Annotated in this window: 13 protein-coding genes and 1 pseudogene; 9 read left to right on the forward strand and 5 right to left on the reverse strand. The window is 43.1% G+C overall.

All coding sequences use genetic code 11. From position 1 onward, the window contains the following. Positions 1-120 precede the first annotated feature (120 nt). The 4 genes from V7L05_RS23825 (at position 121) to V7L05_RS23840 (ending at position 4,453) form a co-directional block, all read left to right on the forward strand. On the forward strand, positions 121-1,848 hold the full coding sequence (locus tag V7L05_RS23825; RefSeq protein ID WP_335167693.1) for an iron uptake porin: 1,728 nt from the start codon (positions 121-123) through the stop codon (positions 1,846-1,848). A 403-nt stretch (positions 1,849-2,251) separates the two neighbouring features. Then, positions 2,252-2,689 carry an RrF2 family transcriptional regulator gene (locus V7L05_RS23830; RefSeq protein ID WP_335167695.1) on the forward strand — a complete coding sequence of 146 codons (438 nt, stop codon included), beginning with the start codon at positions 2,252-2,254 and terminating at the stop codon, positions 2,687-2,689. Positions 2,690-2,773: 84 nt separating this feature from the next. Then, positions 2,774-3,736, forward strand: coding sequence for a cysteine synthase A (gene cysK, locus V7L05_RS23835; RefSeq protein WP_335167697.1), 963 nt, complete (start codon positions 2,774-2,776; stop codon positions 3,734-3,736). Positions 3,737-3,751: 15 nt separating this feature from the next. Beyond that, entirely contained in the window at positions 3,752-4,453 is a 702-nt protein-coding gene (locus V7L05_RS23840) for a J domain-containing protein (RefSeq protein WP_335167699.1), read from the forward strand. Between the two features lies 1 nt (position 4,454). On the opposite strand, the pseudogene V7L05_RS23845 reads toward V7L05_RS23840, so the two are convergent. Then, a pseudogene (locus tag V7L05_RS23845) lies at positions 4,455-5,483 on the reverse strand (GTPase family protein); the annotation flags it as partial. Between the two features lie 397 nt (positions 5,484-5,880). On the opposite strand from V7L05_RS23845, the gene V7L05_RS23850 reads away from it, so the two are divergent. Continuing rightward, positions 5,881-6,753: a 6-carboxytetrahydropterin synthase gene (locus V7L05_RS23850; protein WP_335167701.1), complete on the forward strand. Its 873-nt coding sequence runs from the start codon at positions 5,881-5,883 to the stop codon at positions 6,751-6,753. A 69-nt stretch (positions 6,754-6,822) separates the two neighbouring features. On the opposite strand, the gene V7L05_RS23855 is transcribed toward V7L05_RS23850, so the two are convergent. The 4 genes from V7L05_RS23855 to V7L05_RS23870 form a co-directional block, all read right to left on the reverse strand. Then, complete coding sequence (locus V7L05_RS23855; RefSeq protein WP_335167703.1) at positions 6,823-7,404, reverse strand: Uma2 family endonuclease; 582 nt, start codon at positions 7,402-7,404, stop codon at positions 6,823-6,825. Between the two features lie 32 nt (positions 7,405-7,436). Further along, the gene (locus tag V7L05_RS23860) at positions 7,437-8,405 is read right to left on the reverse strand and encodes a PrsW family intramembrane metalloprotease (RefSeq protein WP_335167705.1); all 969 of its coding nucleotides are present in this window, start codon (positions 8,403-8,405) and stop codon (positions 7,437-7,439) included. After that, on the reverse strand, positions 8,398-9,318 hold the full coding sequence (locus V7L05_RS23865) for a class I SAM-dependent methyltransferase (protein WP_335167707.1): 921 nt from the start codon (positions 9,316-9,318) through the stop codon (positions 8,398-8,400). Before V7L05_RS23865 ends, V7L05_RS23860 begins: the two co-directional genes overlap by 8 nt. A gap of 257 nt (positions 9,319-9,575) precedes the next feature. Next, positions 9,576-11,264, reverse strand: a complete 1,689-nt coding sequence (locus tag V7L05_RS23870) for a DUF3352 domain-containing protein (RefSeq protein ID WP_335167709.1) — start codon at positions 11,262-11,264, stop codon at positions 9,576-9,578. 547 nt (positions 11,265-11,811) lie between these two features. Here V7L05_RS23870 and V7L05_RS23875 point away from each other — a divergent pair. The 4 genes from V7L05_RS23875 to V7L05_RS23885 all read left to right on the forward strand — a co-directional run bounded on the left by V7L05_RS23875 (position 11,812) and on the right by V7L05_RS23885 (position 17,246). After that, positions 11,812-14,469: a M1 family metallopeptidase gene (locus V7L05_RS23875; protein WP_335167711.1), complete on the forward strand. Its 2,658-nt coding sequence runs from the start codon at positions 11,812-11,814 to the stop codon at positions 14,467-14,469. Between the two features lie 43 nt (positions 14,470-14,512). Next, the gene (locus tag V7L05_RS23880) at positions 14,513-14,752 is read left to right on the forward strand and encodes a hypothetical protein (protein WP_335167713.1); all 240 of its coding nucleotides are present in this window, start codon (positions 14,513-14,515) and stop codon (positions 14,750-14,752) included. Positions 14,753-14,766: 14 nt separating this feature from the next. Then, positions 14,767-15,180, forward strand: coding sequence for a GNAT family N-acetyltransferase (locus V7L05_RS34835; RefSeq protein ID WP_442937023.1), 414 nt, complete (start codon positions 14,767-14,769; stop codon positions 15,178-15,180). 383 nt (positions 15,181-15,563) lie between these two features. Next, positions 15,564-17,246: an ABC1 kinase family protein gene (locus V7L05_RS23885; RefSeq protein ID WP_335167715.1), complete on the forward strand. Its 1,683-nt coding sequence runs from the start codon at positions 15,564-15,566 to the stop codon at positions 17,244-17,246. The last annotated feature ends 58 nt before the right edge of the window (positions 17,247-17,304 follow it).

A 17,304-nucleotide genomic window follows, 5' to 3' on the forward strand; every position in this document is an offset into this window, starting at 1 on the left:
AACTAAAATTGTAGTAGTGACGACTATGCCTCATCCACAGGTTTCAATGAGATGTCGCATTTTTGAGATTTAGGTGTAACGAAGCCAATTATCTAAACAAGGTGTGAGGAGTAAAGGAAAATGTCTAATCTCTTGTGGAAATCCTTAGTGGTTAGCCCAGCAGTTTTGGGAGCAACATTGTTAGTTTCGACAACAGCAATTGCGGCTCCAACTACAACCACTGAAGTATCAGCAGCCAAACAAGCGAGTGTAACGGAAGTTGCCCAACAGCCAGAAATATTGGCTCAAACAACGATAGATCAAGTTAACCGCTACAGCAACGAAGGCAACCAAAATAACTCTCAGTCTCAAGTAACATCGGTTTCTCAATTTTCCGACGTCCAACCCACCGACTGGGCATTCCAAGCATTGCAGTCCTTGGTTGAGCGCTATGGTTGTATTGCAGGTTATCCAAATGCCACTTATCGCGGTAATCGGGCTTTAACTCGGTATGAATTTGCGGCTGGTTTGAATGCCTGTTTAGATCGGGTTAACGAATTGATTGCCACAGCAACAGCTGACTTGGTGACAAAACAAGATTTAGCTACCTTACAACGGTTGCAAGAAGAATTTTCCGCAGAATTGGCAACTCTACGCGGCCGTGTAGATTCCTTAGAAGCGCGGACTGCTGAATTGGAAGCTAATCAGTTCTCGACTACTACAAAACTAGTCGGTGAAGCGGTTTTTGGTGTTACTGATGTGTTTGGCGGTACTATTGGTGACAACAACAATACTGTCTTCCAAGATCGGGTACGTTTAGACTTGCAAACCAGTTTCACGGGTAGAGACGTTTTACATACTCGTCTTGCAGCAGGTAATGCAACACCCTTTGCAACATTTGATAACGCTGGTAATCCGCTTTCTACTGCTGAAGGCACACAAACGTTTCAAGTTGGTGCTGGGGATGGCAACAACAGTGTCAAGATAGACCGCTTGACCTATGAAGTTCCCATAGGCCCAGCCCATGTTTACCTCGCAGCTAGTGGGGGACGACACAGCCATTATGCTTCCGTCAACAACCCTTACTTTTTCGACCAAACCGACGGCGGTAACGGTGCTTTATCTACCTTGGCTTCTGAAAGTCCCATCTATCGGATTGGTGGAGGTGCAGGTATAGCGCTCAATCTACCCCTTGGTAAAGGTGGCGGCATCCTGGGAAATAGTTCAATCACTGCGGGTTACTTGGCATCGCAAGCTAATAATCCTGGTATTGGTCAAGGTCTGACCAACGGCGACTATGCAGCTCTTGGACAGTTGAACTTTAGTGTTGGCGATCGCATAGCTTTAGCTGCTACCTACGTTCACGGATATAATGCCGCAGGTGGTTTGTTGTTCAACTCAGGTTCCACCTCAGATGGAACTTTTGGAAATGATGTTGCAGTAGGTACTGGACAAGCCAATATTCTAAGTACCACAAATGCGTCTTCAAGTAATTCCTATGGTGTGGAGGCTGCGTTTAGACCCAGCGACAAGCTGTCAATTAGTGGCTTCGTCTCTTACCACGATGTCAATGGCTTCGGTGCAAATGATAATTATGAAGCTTGGAGCTATGGTATTGGGGTAGCCTTACCTGATTTTGGTAAAAAGGGTAACGTTTTAGGTATTTTTGCTGGTGCAGAACCCTATTCCTTTAACCGACCAGGTTTTGTTGGGAATGATATACCTTATCACTTTGAAGGCTTCTACAAGTATCGTGTCTCGGATAACATCTCAATCACCCCTGGTGTAATCTGGTTGACCTCTCCTGGTCAAAACAGTGATAACGACGATGCAATTATCGGTACGCTCAGAACAACTTTCACCTTCTAGAGTGTTGACTATCCACTGACAATTATTGAACTCTATTGCTCCCCGCCATCAGGCGGGGCTTTTTGTTGCCCATAGCAACAACTAACAAACCCCAGTGGTTAACCGGAGTATACTAGAAAAGTTAGGAGTTATGGCGGGTTTTATCTGAAGCCCTGGCGAAGGTCATTCGCAGCTACAGAAATTTAGTCCGCAAAGGCGGACTAAGAAAAATTTTAGATTTTGAATTTTGGATTTTAGATTCAAGGAAAAAGCGTTCGATGGTTCCTGAGCCTTGTCGTACCCTTCGGGATCTTGCTACGCCTAGCGTCCCGCTTTTTAAGGACTGAGCGCTCACGCCGAAATCTAAAATCCAAATTGAATAACTCCTAACCCCTAATTCCTAACCCCTAACTTATTGCTGCTTGTGGAACTATCATGTAAATCGGAATACGCAATTCTGGCCTTATTAGAGATGGCCGCTCATTACGAAAGTGGCGAACCTCTGCAAATTCGACAAATTGCTGCACAACAAAACATACCCGATCGCTATCTGGAACAGCTACTAGCAACCTTGAGGCGTGGGGGTATAGTCAAGAGTCAGCGCGGAGCAAAAGGTGGCTATCTGTTAACGCGAGAACCCCGAAAAATCATCCTTTTTGAGATTTTGGAATGTTTAGAAGGGTTAGAGGTGCGAACTTGTGAAGAAAACGTTAATTCCAAAACGGTAGACAGTTCGGTTATAGACGAAATTTGGCAAGAAGCAAGTCGCGCGGCAAATTCAGTGTTGCAAAAATATACGCTCCAGGATCTTTGTGAAAAACGAGATTCCCGGCGGCAGTTCGATATCATGTACTACATTTAGTCAAGAGTCATTTGTCATTGGTCATTGGTCATTTGTTGATGACAAATGACAAATAACTAATAACTAATAACTAAGGACTAAATTATGCGAATAGCTCGTAACATTACAGAATTGGCTGGTTGTACACCCCTAGTGCAGTTGAACCGCATTCCCCAAACAGAAGGATGTGTTGCGGAAATCGTGGTGAAACTGGAAAGTATGAACCCATCCGCATCAGTTAAAGATCGGATTGGGGTGAGTATGATTAACGCCGCCGAAGAGGAAGGGCTGATTACTCCTTTTAAGACAGTATTGGTAGAACCCACCTCTGGAAACACAGGAATTGCCCTAGCAATGGCAGCAGCAGCCAAGGGTTATCGATTAATTTTGACAATGCCAGAGACAATGATTGGGGAACGACGGGCAATGTTGCGGGCTTATGGAGCAGAACTGGAACTAACACCAGGTATGGAAGGCATGAGTGGCGCAATTGGGCGGGCGCAGCAAATAGTTAATACTACACCAAATACCTATATGTTGCAGCAGTTTCGCAATCCAGCCAATGCAAGAGTGCATCGGGAAACTACTGCTCTTGAAATCTGGGAAGATACCGATGGACAAGTAGATATAATTGTGGCAGGGGTCGGCACAGGTGGTACGATCACTGGTGTAGCAGAAGTTATTAAAGCACGCAAGCCTAGTTCTAAGGCGATCGCTGTTGAACCAGCCAATAGCCCAGTTTTATCGGGGGGACGACCAGGCCCACACAAAATCCAGGGAATTGGTGCTGGGTTTATTCCCCAAGTCCTAAAGATAAAATTGATTGATGAAGTGATTACCGTCACCGATGAAGAAGCGATCGTTTATAGTCGGCGTTTAGCTAAAGAAGAAGGGCTACTATCTGGCATTTCCAGTGGTGCAGCTTTATGTGCAGCAGTTCGCGTTGCTCAACGTCAAGAAAACAAAGGGCGTTTAATTGTGATGATTCAGCCCAGTTTTGGTGAGAGGTATTTGAGTACGCCGTTGTTCCAAGACCTGGAGGCAAGGTTGGCCGCTAGCGTCAGTTAACGATACATTGAATTAATGGTCAATTCTAAGCACGTTTCTAACCATTACGAAACTCTCAAAGTTAGTCCAAGTGCAAGCCTTGCGGAGATTAAGCAAGCTTATCGCCGCTTGGTTAAGTTGTTTCATCCTGACAGTAATCACCAAACAGCCGATTACGAGCAGATTATCCGCATCAATGCAGCTTATGAGGTTTTAGGCGATAACCAAAATCGCCGCGATTATGACCAACAACTGCAAGATGACTCTCAAAATTTAAATAGCGATCGCCAACAGCGTACAGCATCGGCGCAAAAGCATTACCAGACAAGACGAAAAACCGGACGGGATGTTGACGAGCAAGTTGAGGAATGGCTGCGCCTAGTTTACCAACCAGTTAATCGCTTACTTTGTAACATTTTGTATTCTCTAGAAGAGCAAATGGATCAATTAGCGGCTGATCCCTTTGATGATGAGTTGTTAGATGAATTTCAGGAATATTTAAAAACCTGTCGAGATGACCTCAAGCAAGCACAAATTACTTTTCGCTCCCTGCCAAATCCCCCTAGTCTAGCAAGAACGGCGGCTCACCTCTACTACAGCCTCGATCAAGTAGCAGATGGACTTGATGAATTAGGTTATTTTCCTTTGAACTACGATGAGCGTTATTTACACACAGGTCAGGAACTATTCCGCATAGCTACGGGATTACACTGTGAAGCGCAAGCGTCTGTAAATTAATTTAAGAGACTGCATTCTTTGCCTCTGGTAAGGTGAGAAAATATGCGATCGCAGCATCCCCTAAACCTTTTGTAGCGATCGCACAAGCACCAGCTGCCACCAAGCTACCGAAACCAGGTATAAATTTTAAGGCAATATCAGCAATACCGATCATGCCAAGATTTGCTCCAAGACCTACTCCCCCATTTACAAAAAAGTCTTTGACAGTTTGATCAGAAAACTTCCGTCCACTTAGCCAGCCAATATATGTAACCATAAAAGTCTGAATAGTAGCCACTACTGGTATTGCTGCACCTGGAATGGGATTGATAGAAACAAAACTACACAAAGCAGTACAAGCTATAACAGTTGTTATAGCAACATGGATCTGAAACTTTTTAATATGCGCCATTCGTGCTAATGAGCCACGTATCTCGCTTGGCGTATACTTGATAATTGTTTCCACTAATTCAGTAATATTCCACCGATGGTCTTCATCAGTAAGAATTAAACCGTTCCTTCCATCTTCATATTCAGCATATGCAACAGTAGGAACAACATCTATAACACATTTGCTTAATCCTTGTCTTGCTTTCAAGAAAGCAAAAAAACTTCTAATTTGTTCCTGAACATTGCAATTTTTCCGTTCATTGTCAGTTGGTAAAGAAACTTGCGGAGGTGCTAATTGATCACACTTTGTCAGAACTCCAATCACAGGTAAATCGCGCCCATACAGTTTCTTAATTTCTCCAACGATTAATTCACAGGCATTGAGGTCTTCGTCACTCGCACTATGAATATCTGTTGCTTTACACAATAAGAGAATGACATCTGGGCACTTTTTTTTCACAGCTTGCATGATGCTTTCAGAAGGTGTTTTGGCTGAATCATATTGCCTTGGTGCTTGAGACTCCTGAAAACCTCTTGTGTCTAGAATATGGAGTAAATCACTGCCATTGTGATAATATTTCTTCCATTCAGCCATGCCTGTTTCTGGTGCTGTATCACTGACTTCTGTAACCTTTAAACCACAAATGGCATTAATGAGAGATGATTTACCGCATCTAGTAGTTTAAGAGGATGTTTGTAAAGTCTTAATTTATACTAGCCCTGGCGACTAGAAGTCGCGGCTACACAGACAAAACCTGCCTCCGCAGGTTAAAAACCCTTCATTTTTTCTTAGTCCACGGAGGTGGACTAAGTTTTGTGTAGTAGCGTTCGCGTCAGCGTGCCGGAGGCTCTATTCTATTTGCCCAATACTTTTAAAACATCCTCTAAGTTAATCTTTAAAAAATGCGTCGTTTTTGCCAAAGAATACCCTGTAAGGCTTTCGTTATCGTTGTAAAATTGTCCGAAGTATTGATTCCCATAACCACTGACAGAGAAATTAGTTTATCCTGGAAACAGAAAAAGATTAAGAAATTTTAAATTCTGCTCCCAGTGTACTCATGCAATGTATTGTTAATCGCCGCGCCCAGTTTTCGGCAAGTCATCGCTATTGGTTGCCAGAACTGAGTGAAGCCGAGAATATTGAGAACTTTGGTGCTTGCTCTAGATTTCCGGGACACGGACATAATTATGTCTTATTTATCTCCCTAGCCGGGGAATTGGATGAATATGGCATGGTGCTGAACTTGTCTGATGTCAAACACGTAATCCAACGGGAAATTACCAGTCAATTGGACTTTTCTTATCTCAACGATGTGTGGGCAGAATTTCAACAAACTCTGCCCACCACTGAGAATATTGCACGGATTATCTGGCAGAGGTTAGCACCCCATTTGCCTCTAGTCCGTGTGCAGTTATTTGAACATCCTGAACTTTGGGCAGATTATATGGGAAACGCAATGGAAGCCTACCTCACCATCAGTACTCACTTTAGCGCGGCCCATCGGCTAGCTCATCCTAACCTCAGTAACGAAGAAAACACTGAGATTTATGGTAAGTGCGCTCGTCCCAACGGTCACGGACACAACTACCATCTAGAAGTCACTGTCAAAGGGAAAATTGACCCACGCACCGGCATGATTGTCGATTTAGTTGCCCTGAATCAAGTGGTAGAAGATTATGTAATCGAACCATTCGATCACACCTTTTTAAACAAAGATATTTCTTACTTTGCCGAAGTTGTGCCGACTGCTGAGAATATCGCACTTTACATTAGTAATTTACTGCGATCGCCTATTCAGGAATTGGGAGCTAAACTTTACAAAGTAAAATTGATTGAAAGTCCCAATAACTCCTGCGAAATCTACTGTACTGAGTCTGAATCAGATTCAGTCAGTGCAGCTGTGAATCAGCCAGTATTGGCACAAGTTTAGGTAATTGGAAACTTAGGCATAGGACATAGGAAATTTATATCATCCCAATGCCCAATGCCCAATGCCCAGCTAGAAAAGTTTACTAACTAAGCAGTTGAAGCCAGGTAGCAAAGGACTTGTCAATTCATCTTGACTAAATAAAGTAATTGCTAACTTTAATGCAGCCTGTTCACGACGATAAACTTCAACTTTCTTGTGTATAGAATCACAAATGCAATATTCCTGAACCCCTTGCACCGAGTACAACTTTAACTTTGTTTCCTTGTCGCGTTTCTCGTTTTTTTCACCGGGAGATAAAACCTCCACTACTAACTCTGGTGCGCCTGTGAGGTGTCCAGCTTGATCTAGCAAGTGTTTTAAGCGTTCATGACTTGCCCACACCACATCAGGGATCACATTGTCAGAATCTGAGAAAATAATTCCAGGTGCGATCGCAGCTTTACCTAAATCAGTTTCATCTGACCAATTGTTAAGAACTGTAACAATCTTGCCGCAGCTTGTTTGATGATCCCAGTTAGGTGCTTTAGTCACAAATAGTTCTCCATCGATAATCTCATAGCGATTCCTGCGTTCACGAAGTGTCTCGGAACGAGAATCGCTAGCAAAGAACTCTAAGTCAGCAGTCGTCCAACGCACTGGAGTCGTTTGCATAGAAACCCCCTAGCATTTTTCTAAATCATATTTTAAAAATACCGACGCCGGGCGGAATGTCGCAAATAGCGATAAATGCCCCAGGCTAAAACTCCAAAAAAGAGATTTAGCAAAAACCGAGTAAGTATAAACCACAAAATATCACTGTCAAAAAGCTTCGACGGACTCAAAGGACTAAGAGTTCTGGCTAAGAGAAACAGCCCAAAAATAGCGTTTCCACTCAGCACGAGGGCAAACAGTACTAAACTCCTTTGCCAGTAACGGCGCTGGGGTATACGTTCTGAAATCAGGGTAATTACAGATTTACCTTGCACTTTTCGCAGTAATTGTTCCAGTCGCCAAAACATCCACAACAGAAACGGAAATAAACCATAAGTAAGGAAATTTAGGGGTATTGAGTAACGTCCAGCACTAGATAGGACATTAACTAACGCATGACAAATTACAGAATTTAGCCAAGCCCTAAAAATTAACTTCCTGTCTCGATTTAACCGAGTGTGGGAGGAAATGTATATTCCTAAAGCATATCCCCAAGGTGCAGAGAACATGGCGTGGACTGGCGTGCCGATAATCCGGTCAAGAATTGATGCGGTACCGTGGAAAAGGTAAATCCAATTCTCCTCCGCAGTGAATCCAAGGGCAACAGCTATGGTAAAGAGGAAAACGGTAGAGTGAAGTAATCGATACCTGCGTTGTAGATAGCAAGTGGGGACAACAACTGCTGCCAACTTGCAGCCTTCTTCAATTGGGCCTACTTCCATAAGCTGCCGCAAGGCTATACCAGGAAGCGATCGCTTAATCTGTTGCCAGTCTACAAAAGAGTTGGCTACAGTTTCAAAAGCCCATTCGAGGCTAAGGGCTAAGATCCCAGATATTGCCCCGACGATAAAGAACATTAGTAACTTTAACAGAGGTGGGGCAAATAGCACCCGATAGTAGTAGTAGCCTAGCAGCAGCAACGGTGGTATTGCTGCCCACAATAGTAGAGAAAAATCAACCACTCACCTGAGCAATTATTGTGCGGTGACGGTGAGTATTGTTAGTGATAGTGGGAGCTTGGAAACCCGCTTCAACAATAGCCTGCTCAATGTCCAAAGCAAAATATTCATCTAAATACGGTTCAGTGCTTTTGAGCAACGTCAAAATGTAAGCTGGCATTTTCTGGTAAACTTCAGATTTGGGATTCATATCCATGATTGCCAAGTAGCCACCCGGACGCAGCACACGCCGCATTTCAGCTAAAATCTGTCGGGTTGCTGATTGGGGCAATTCGTGACACATCAGAAAAATGGAGACTAAATCAAAGGAGGCGTCTGGTAGTCCAGTTGATTCAGCTTGGGCATGAAGCCAGTTTATTTTAGCTTGACGTTGTTGGGCGCGGTAATTGGCAACGGCTAAAAAGTAAGGAGATAAGTCCAAGCCAGTGATGTTGGCATGGGGATAAATTTCTTGCATGGTAAATGTACTCAAACCCACACCGCAGGACAAATCTAGGATGTCTTGGGGTTGATTGGGAATTTGAACTTTGAGGATATCGTGGTAACTTTGGCGCAGTTTAGCATCTCCTTGGGCTCCAGCATCCTGCCAAATTCCGGCATGGACGGTACGAGCAGCAACTTCTAGCTCCCAAGCGGCTTTCCAGCTGAGGTTTCCGCCTTCGTAGGCATGGAACGGCCGCAAGTAGTATTCTGGGTAGGAAAGCTGGGGATTTTCTACTTGAGCTAGATCAGCTTTCCAATTACGCGCCTCTAGTGTTTCGACTTCTTGCGTCCAAGGCACACCAATTCTCTCGGCACGTTTAATCATCATTTGTCTAGCTTGATGTTTGGCTAGGTTGGCTAAAGGCTTGATTGCCAATATGCCATTCACCAAGCGGGAAGCTAAACCAGGATTAGTGTTTACAGCAGCAGTCATAAATCAGTTTGCATTTAAGAGCCTTTTGTACTTATGACATACTTGCTGGAGGCCAGTCTAGATGCAAATTGGAAAACATTCTGGAGAGTGGAGAGAAATCAATTCAAAATTCAAAATTCAAAATTCAAAATTGAAGAAAAGACTGGGGGAGAGGTAGCTTTAGCTTCCCGCAGGGTGAGAGATAAGGGGATGAGGGGGATGAGGGGGATGAGGGAGAAGAATTAATAACCAATGCCCAATGCCCAATGCCCAATGCCCTATTTTGCAGTATTAGGCTTGAGAGCTAACAACATCTCCAATTCACTGGTAGATTTATCGGGGCTAGTGACGGTAACACCAAAACCACGAATTGAACCCAGGATAGTAATGGTATCGGCGCTAGACGATATCAAACTATTAATCAAGGGCATAGTTTTAGTTTTGTCCATATCCAGGTAGAAATAACCGCCGTTGGGCTTTTGCAAAGAACCAGTAACGGCTTTGAAGGTGTCGCTATTGTCGAGAGATTGATTTTTACGATCGCTAACTGCATCTGCAATTGGGCCACCAAGAGCTACAAATACAGTATCTTGATCCAGCCAACCATGCGCCAATAAAGCTCCTTGTCGGGGGATTTGCCATTCAGTTACGTCTTTACCACCAATATTTCTGTTGGCGATGTTGATTGTTTGGGTTTTGGCGAGGGTATCCAATTTCGTGAAGGTGGCTTCGGCAGTTTTGCGATCGCTAGTATCAAATACTAAAGCACCTCCAAAACCAACACTCGCTAACACTCCTTGATTTGATGGAATCGCACCAAAGGCAAATTCCCCATTCATCCAGCCAAAAATATCCTTATCCAGGTCTATATTGGCAAATTTCAGTTGGGATCGCGCTTGTTCTAGAACTTGCTTCATTTGTGGATAATCTTTGGACTGTTCTACTACTGTTTCCCAGCCACGGCTGATGCCACTTCCACTAATCAGAGCAAAGGTATCAATCGGAAGTTGCCCCACTATATTCCCAGGAGTTGATTGATACTGAAATTTACTTAGTTGGGGATCTAAATTAGCGATCGCTTTTACCCGCACTCCCGCATCATCAACACCAACACCCGCCACCACAGATTTTATCTGCTTGAGTTGCGTCAGGGTTTGTGCAGGTAACTGCTTTGCCTGCGGACTTGTGGCTGCTAATTGCTGTACCGTACCTGGATAATCTGGTAGATAAATTTGGGCGAGGTTGTTTTTGACATCCACTCCTTTGCTGAGAATGCTACCGGCACCTTCTTTACTGGCAAAAGAAGACTGTCCCTTAAAGGTGTCAATTGCTTTTTCTACAGCTTGCTTTTCGGGGGCTAATACCAAGTGACTATTATTTAAAACTACGCTATATGTCGGCTTGCCATTTTGTGTAGTTTCGATAATTTTTTGACTTTGATAGTCAGATTCCTGGAATTTCACCCCTTTTTCTGACTTCAATTTATTAGCAAAATTCAAGGCACTGAGTTTGTCCTTGATTCCCACCACGATTAGGATATTCGGTTTCTGTTCTAAATTTGTTGGTACATTCGGTGCCCCAGATGGCACGTTTAACTGTGCCGGTTTCACAGGATTTGGTGGCAGTACAGCAATCATCACACCACCAGCCCAAGGCTTTATATCTTTTTCATAAGAAACGTTACTGTCACTGAACATTTGCTTGTTAAAATCTTCCAGACCTTTTGCTACTAACTTTTGTGCTTCTGGAGTGCCAAACTGCTGTAACTTTGCCCAAGCTTCCGGGTCAGTAGTAATATAAGTTGCCATCAATGCTGTTGAAGGTACTAGTTTAGCACTGCCTAGAGCATCTGAACTACCTGCTGATGGGCTTTTAAAATAGGTGTAAGCCGCTATACTTCCGGCTACAACTACAACTACAGCAGCACCAACAGCAGGAATGAAAAACTTTGATTTACTTTCAGGCATTTTGTTATCCTCTTTTCCTCAGATTGTTACCGAGATTTATCCAAGTGTCATTGTCGAGTTTTCGGATTTATTAATAATTTCCGCTCATTGATCGGTATTTACTGATAAAATTAGTAGTCCTATGAGTTAGCGGTCTAAAATTACTCTCAAAAATACTTCAAAGGGATGATGAGCGAATTCGCAAATGTTATGCTGTTCATCTCAAAGAAAATAGCCTGTTCAGCAACAGCAAGCTATCCTAAGTTATAAGAATAATTAGGAGTATTTGTACTTAATGAGAATCTATCGAGGTGTAAGAGTACTCTTGACCCGGTGACAAAAAAGTGCAGAACATCAAGAAGAGTAAATGCGGGAGGGATATGGAAAGAAGTCCAAGGCTCGGTAGCCGACCTTCGGAGATTCGGGTGAGATTAATATCCCAAAAGGAAGTTCTCACCTCCGTAATACCCTGTTGATTGATTTGGGAAATAAATTTAGACACCGCTATTTTGCTTAACTACATCAAGCCAAGCCAGACTTTTCAGAATTACAAGGTCAGTAAGGATCAATGTCGAAGTCTTATTTTGATACAGATAATAACGGACACAAACCTTTTGAGTTACCGGGGGCAAGACCACACTACAACCCCGATCGCCCCGGACAGGTAGAGCATATTTTTCTCGATCTCAGCTTGGATATTCCCCAGCAAAGCTATCAGGGCAGTTGTAGCATTCGTCTCTTGCCAATCCGTAATGGTATTGAGCGTTTGACTTTGGATGCTGTCAACCTGAATATCGAGTCTGTGCAAGTGGACGGGGTGCCAGAAAATTTTGACTATGACGGGGAACAGCTTTCTATCCAACTTTCTGAGGCGACTCAGATTGGTAAACACTTGCTGATTGCGATCGCCTACTCGGTAGCAAAACCGCAACGCGGTATTTATTTTATTCAACCAGACAAGCACTACCCAAACAAGCCCACCCAAGTTTGGACTCAGGGCGAAGACGAAGACTCTCGCTTTTGGTTCCCCTGCTTTGACTATCCAGGACAACTGTCTACTTCGGAAATTCGCGTGCGTGTTCCCAACCCTCTGGTGGCGATTTCCAACGGCGAATTGATTGACACCACAGAAGATGGTGATTACAAAATCTACCATTGGTTACAGCGACAAGTTCATCCTACCTACTTGATGACTTTAGCAGTAGGTGATTTTGCTGAAATTCGGGACGAGTGGCAGGGGAAACCTGTTACCTATTACGTAGAAAAGGGACGCGAGGAAGATGCTAAACGCAGCATGGGCAAAACTCCCCGGATGGTCGAATTTTTGAGCCAAAAGTATGGCTATCCATACCCTTTCCCGAAATACGCTCAGGTTTGCGTCGATGACTTCATCTTCGGCGGCATGGAAAACACCTCCACAACCCTGTTAACAGATAGGTGTTTGCTGGATGAACGCGCCGCCTTAGATAACCGCAACACTGAAAGTTTAGTCGTCCACGAACTCGCGCACCAGTGGTTTGGTGATTTGGTGGTGATTAAGCATTGGTCACATGCTTGGATTAAGGAAGGGATGGCTTCCTATTCTGAGGTGATGTGGACAGAACAAGAATATAGTCTAGAAGAAGCAGCTTACTATCGTTTATTGCAAGCTGGTCGTTACTTCAGTGAAGATAGCAGCCGCTACCGCCGCCCAATGGTAACACATGTTTACCGGGAAGCTATTGAACTTTACGATCGCCACATCTACGAAAAAGGGTCTTGTGTTTATCACATGATTCGGGGTCAATTGGGAGATGAATTATTTTGGCAAGCAATTCAAACATTTATCCAAGATAATGCCCACAAAACCGTAGAAACAGTAGACTTACTCAGGGCAATTGAAAAGGCTACCGGACGTAATCTTTTATTCCTCTTTGACCAATACGTTTATCGTGGTGGTCATCCCGATTTTAAAGTGGCTTACTCTTGGGATGGGGATGCTAATTTGGCAAAAATTACGGTAACTCAAACCCAAGCTGCTGAAGATAAAAATGGCAGTAAGGATTTGTTTAATCTAAAAATACCTATTGGTTTTGGCTATACGCAACAGTCAGTAGAGACGCGATTAATCGCGTCTGTACAGGAGTTAGGAGTTAAAAATAACTCACAACTTAAAACTTTCACCGTGCGGGTGAATGAACGTGAACAAAGCTTCTACTTTCCCCTAGAAAATAAGCCCCAATTTATCAGTTTTGATGTGGGGAATAATTACCTGAAAACAGTAACTTTAGAGTATCCAATACCGGAGTTAAAAGCACAGTTAGAATTTGATACCGACCCGATTTCGCGCATCTATGCAGCAGCAGCCTTGGCGAAAAAAGGCGGGTTAGAAGCAACTAACGCCCTATCTGCGGCGCTCAAAAATGACCCCTTCTGGGGTGTGCGTGTGGAAGTGGTGAAACAACTAGCCCAAATTAATTTAGACCAAACCTTTGATGGCTTAGTTGTTGGGTTAAAAGATAAAGATGCTTACGTGCGACGATCTGTAGTTGAAGCACTTGGTCAAATCAAAACTGCTGAAAGCTATAAAGTTGTCAAAGGGCTGTTGCAAAAGGGCGATCCCAGCTACTATGTGGAAGCAACAGCCTCTCGGGCGATCGGGGCGATGTCTGCGACGGGGTTCGCCTACGCATCTGCAAACTTGGAAGAAAAACCCAAGGAAGATAAGGTATTAAAGCTGCTGAAATCCGTTTTAGAAAAAAAAGCGGGTTGGAATGAAGTTGTGCGGAGTGGTGCAGTTGCTGGTTTAGCTGAATTCAAAACCTCGGAAGCAGCTTTAAATCTGCTAATCGAATACACCAAACTTGGTGTACCACAACCTCTACGTTTAGCCACAATTCGCGCTTTAGGAAAGATTTCTGTAGGTCAAACTCCGGTTAATTTGGAACGGATTTTAGAAAAATTAACAGAACTAGCCAAAGAAACCTTCTTTTTAACGCAAGTGGCGGTAGCAGCAGCATTAGGACAAATGGAAATACCTAAAGCAGTGGGGGTTTTGCGATCGCTAGCTGAACAAACAGCCGATGGGCGTGTACGTCGCTATGCCGAAGAAGAAATTTCCAAGGTGCAAAAGAATATTGGTTCCGAAAAAACCCTGCGTCAATTGCGTGAAGATTTCGACCAACTCAAACAACAAAACCAGGAATTGAGAAGCCGTTTAGAAAACTTGGAGGCTAAATCTAAATAACATTACATGATCATGAAAAATAGTTAATTGGTAATTGGTAATTGTGGCAAAACCACTACCAATTACCAAATTTATAGCAGTCATAAATAATAATTCTGTTATGAGTCGCGGGTTGATTTTTCCACCTAACTATACAATTCGCCCTGCAATAAACCGAACAGATAAATGGGCAGTTTATAGATTGCTGATTTTGGAGCGTGAGGAGGAACCTTCCCGCTCTAAATTAGTGACAGTAGTACTGAATCCCTTGAATCCCTATACCCTTACCTGCTTGCTTTACTAGTTCTTATTCTTTCATTGATAGGCTTTGTATTCCCATTACACGATTGGTTCTACATACTTATCAATTCGGTACTAATTGTTTTTGGATATTTTGGTTTCTTTCAGCTTGGTTTTCTATATAATCTGTTTATAAAAAACGAAAGACGACTTGTTATCGCATTATATCGAGAAAAAATAATTGGTTCTGCACTGATAGCTTTTCGAGGAAATTATTCAGTTTTGCTGGGATTGTACGTTGCACCTAGCCATCGTCGTAGAGGAGTGGGTAATCATCTAGTCCAGTATATTTTGCAGAGAAATACACTTCCAATATATGTTAATGCACCACCTGACTTACGCTCGTTCTATGCCCGTTTTGGCTTCGTTGAAACTAATATACAGAGAGGATATAACATGGTTATACGTGCATTGGACTTTAATAATGATTAAATTCAAGACAGTAATAGTACTACTGATATATGTAAATGTTAGTAAATAAAGTTACTTAACTATCGCATTTTATTCAAATTTGTATACATCAGACATAGATAAATATTTATATTTATTTAATTTATTTACATAAAAGTTAAGAAAAGATAAAATCATCTGAAACTTGGATAAGTAGTTGTAGTTTTATAAAGTATAATTAAGAATAAAGATAAATATATCTAGGCAGTAACATAGGCTAAAATCGCCTCGAACAATATCCCCAAAGGGTAAAGTTCTAGTTGTTTTAGATAAAAGACTACCGCTATTCTGAACTTGCAACTAACTTGTGGGTCAGGAGACAAAGAATCATTGTAAATTTTTTAGTTGAAGAGGCAAATAAAGGCGTGGGTCAGTATCAACCTACTCAGCTACAACTCTATAATCCAGATGCGATCGCTCGCTACTATAGTTACCGTCCTTGGCTAGCCTGGGGGCGACTACTGAGAATTATCTCCTCTTTTGCAGGATTTATATTCAGTCTCAAGTGGGATGAATGGCAAGATCAAGTTGAGCAAAATAAGGGTAAACGAGCTATCCAGTTGCGAGAACTGCTCACCGGACTGGGCCCGACTTTTATTAAAGTTGGTCAAGCCCTCTCCACCAGACCTGACCTGATACGCAAAGATTTTTTAGAAGAACTGATCAAGTTACAAGACCAGTTACCACCTTTCGATAATGCGATCGCTTATCAAATTATCGAAACTGAATTACACCGCCCAATTCATGAAAGTTTTAGCGAACTTTCACCTAGCCCAGTAGCTGCTGCTAGCTTGGGTCAAGTGTACCGGGGTCGTTTGATCAGTGGCGAAGAAGTCGCAGTGAAAGTGCAACGCCCCAACTTACACCCGGTAATCACACGCGACCTATATCTGATGCGTTGGGCAGCAGGTTGGTTAACTCCTTGGTTGCCTTTAAATCTCGGTCACAACCTAACTTTAATTGTAGACGAGTTTGGCACGAAGTTATTTGAGGAAATTGACTATATTAATGAAGGCCGCAACGCCGAAAAATTTGCTAGCAACTTCCGCAACGACCCGCAAGTAAAAGTTCCAGGCATTTACTGGCGTTATACCAATACCCACGTTTTAACCCTGGAATGGATTAACGGCTTCAAGCTGACAGATACTAAACGCATCCGCGAAGCAGGTTTAGACCCAGAAGTAATCATCCAAATTGGTGTTACTTCAGGATTGCAACAGCTTTTAGAACATGGCTTCTTCCATGCTGACCCCCATCCCGGCAATTTGTTTGCCATACCCGATGGACGTATGGCTTACATTGACTTCGGCATGATGGATCAGTTAGAGGAAACCACCAAAGAAACGCTGGTCGATGCGCTAGTGCATTTGGTGAATAAAGACTATACCGACTTAGCCGAAGATTTTGTCAAACTGGGATTTCTGACTCCAGACACGAATATTTGCCCGATAGTGCCAGCATTAGAAGCGGTGCTGGGAAATGCTATTGGCAAAAATGTCAAGGATTTTAACTTCAAAACTATTACCGATGAGTTCTCGGAACTGATGTATGAATATCCTTTCCGAGTTCCGGCGAAGTTTGCTTTGATTATTCGTTCCCTGGTGACTCAGGAAGGTATTGCCCTTAGCCTCAACCCGAATTTCAAAATTGTTGAAGTGGGTTATCCCTATATAGCACGGCGGTTGCTGACCGGGGAATCGCCGGAATTACGGCGGCGATTATTGAATGTGTTGTTCAAAGATGGTAAATTTCAGTGGCAACGGTTAGAGAATTTGATTGCGATCGCTCGTACTGATAGCAACTTTGATGTATTGCCCACAGCGCAGATGGGGTTCCAATATTTAATGTCGGAAGAAGGCAAGTTTCTGCGGCGACAGATGGTGCTTGCTCTCACCGAAGATGACCGCCTGCACACCGAAGATGTCCAACGCTTGTGGAACCTGGTTAAAGATGACTTAAAATTGGATCGTTTACTAAATGTAGCGATCGGCATTTTAACAGATTTATCCAGAGAAGGCGCAGCTGCTATCCTCCCAAAGGCTACATGACTTGGGTCTTTTGCTGGGAACCACTCAATAAATAAAAAGTACAAAATCTTTAATATAA

The organism is Nostoc sp. (assembly GCF_036917755.1).
Classification (GTDB): domain Bacteria; phylum Cyanobacteriota; class Cyanobacteriia; order Cyanobacteriales; family Nostocaceae; genus Nostoc.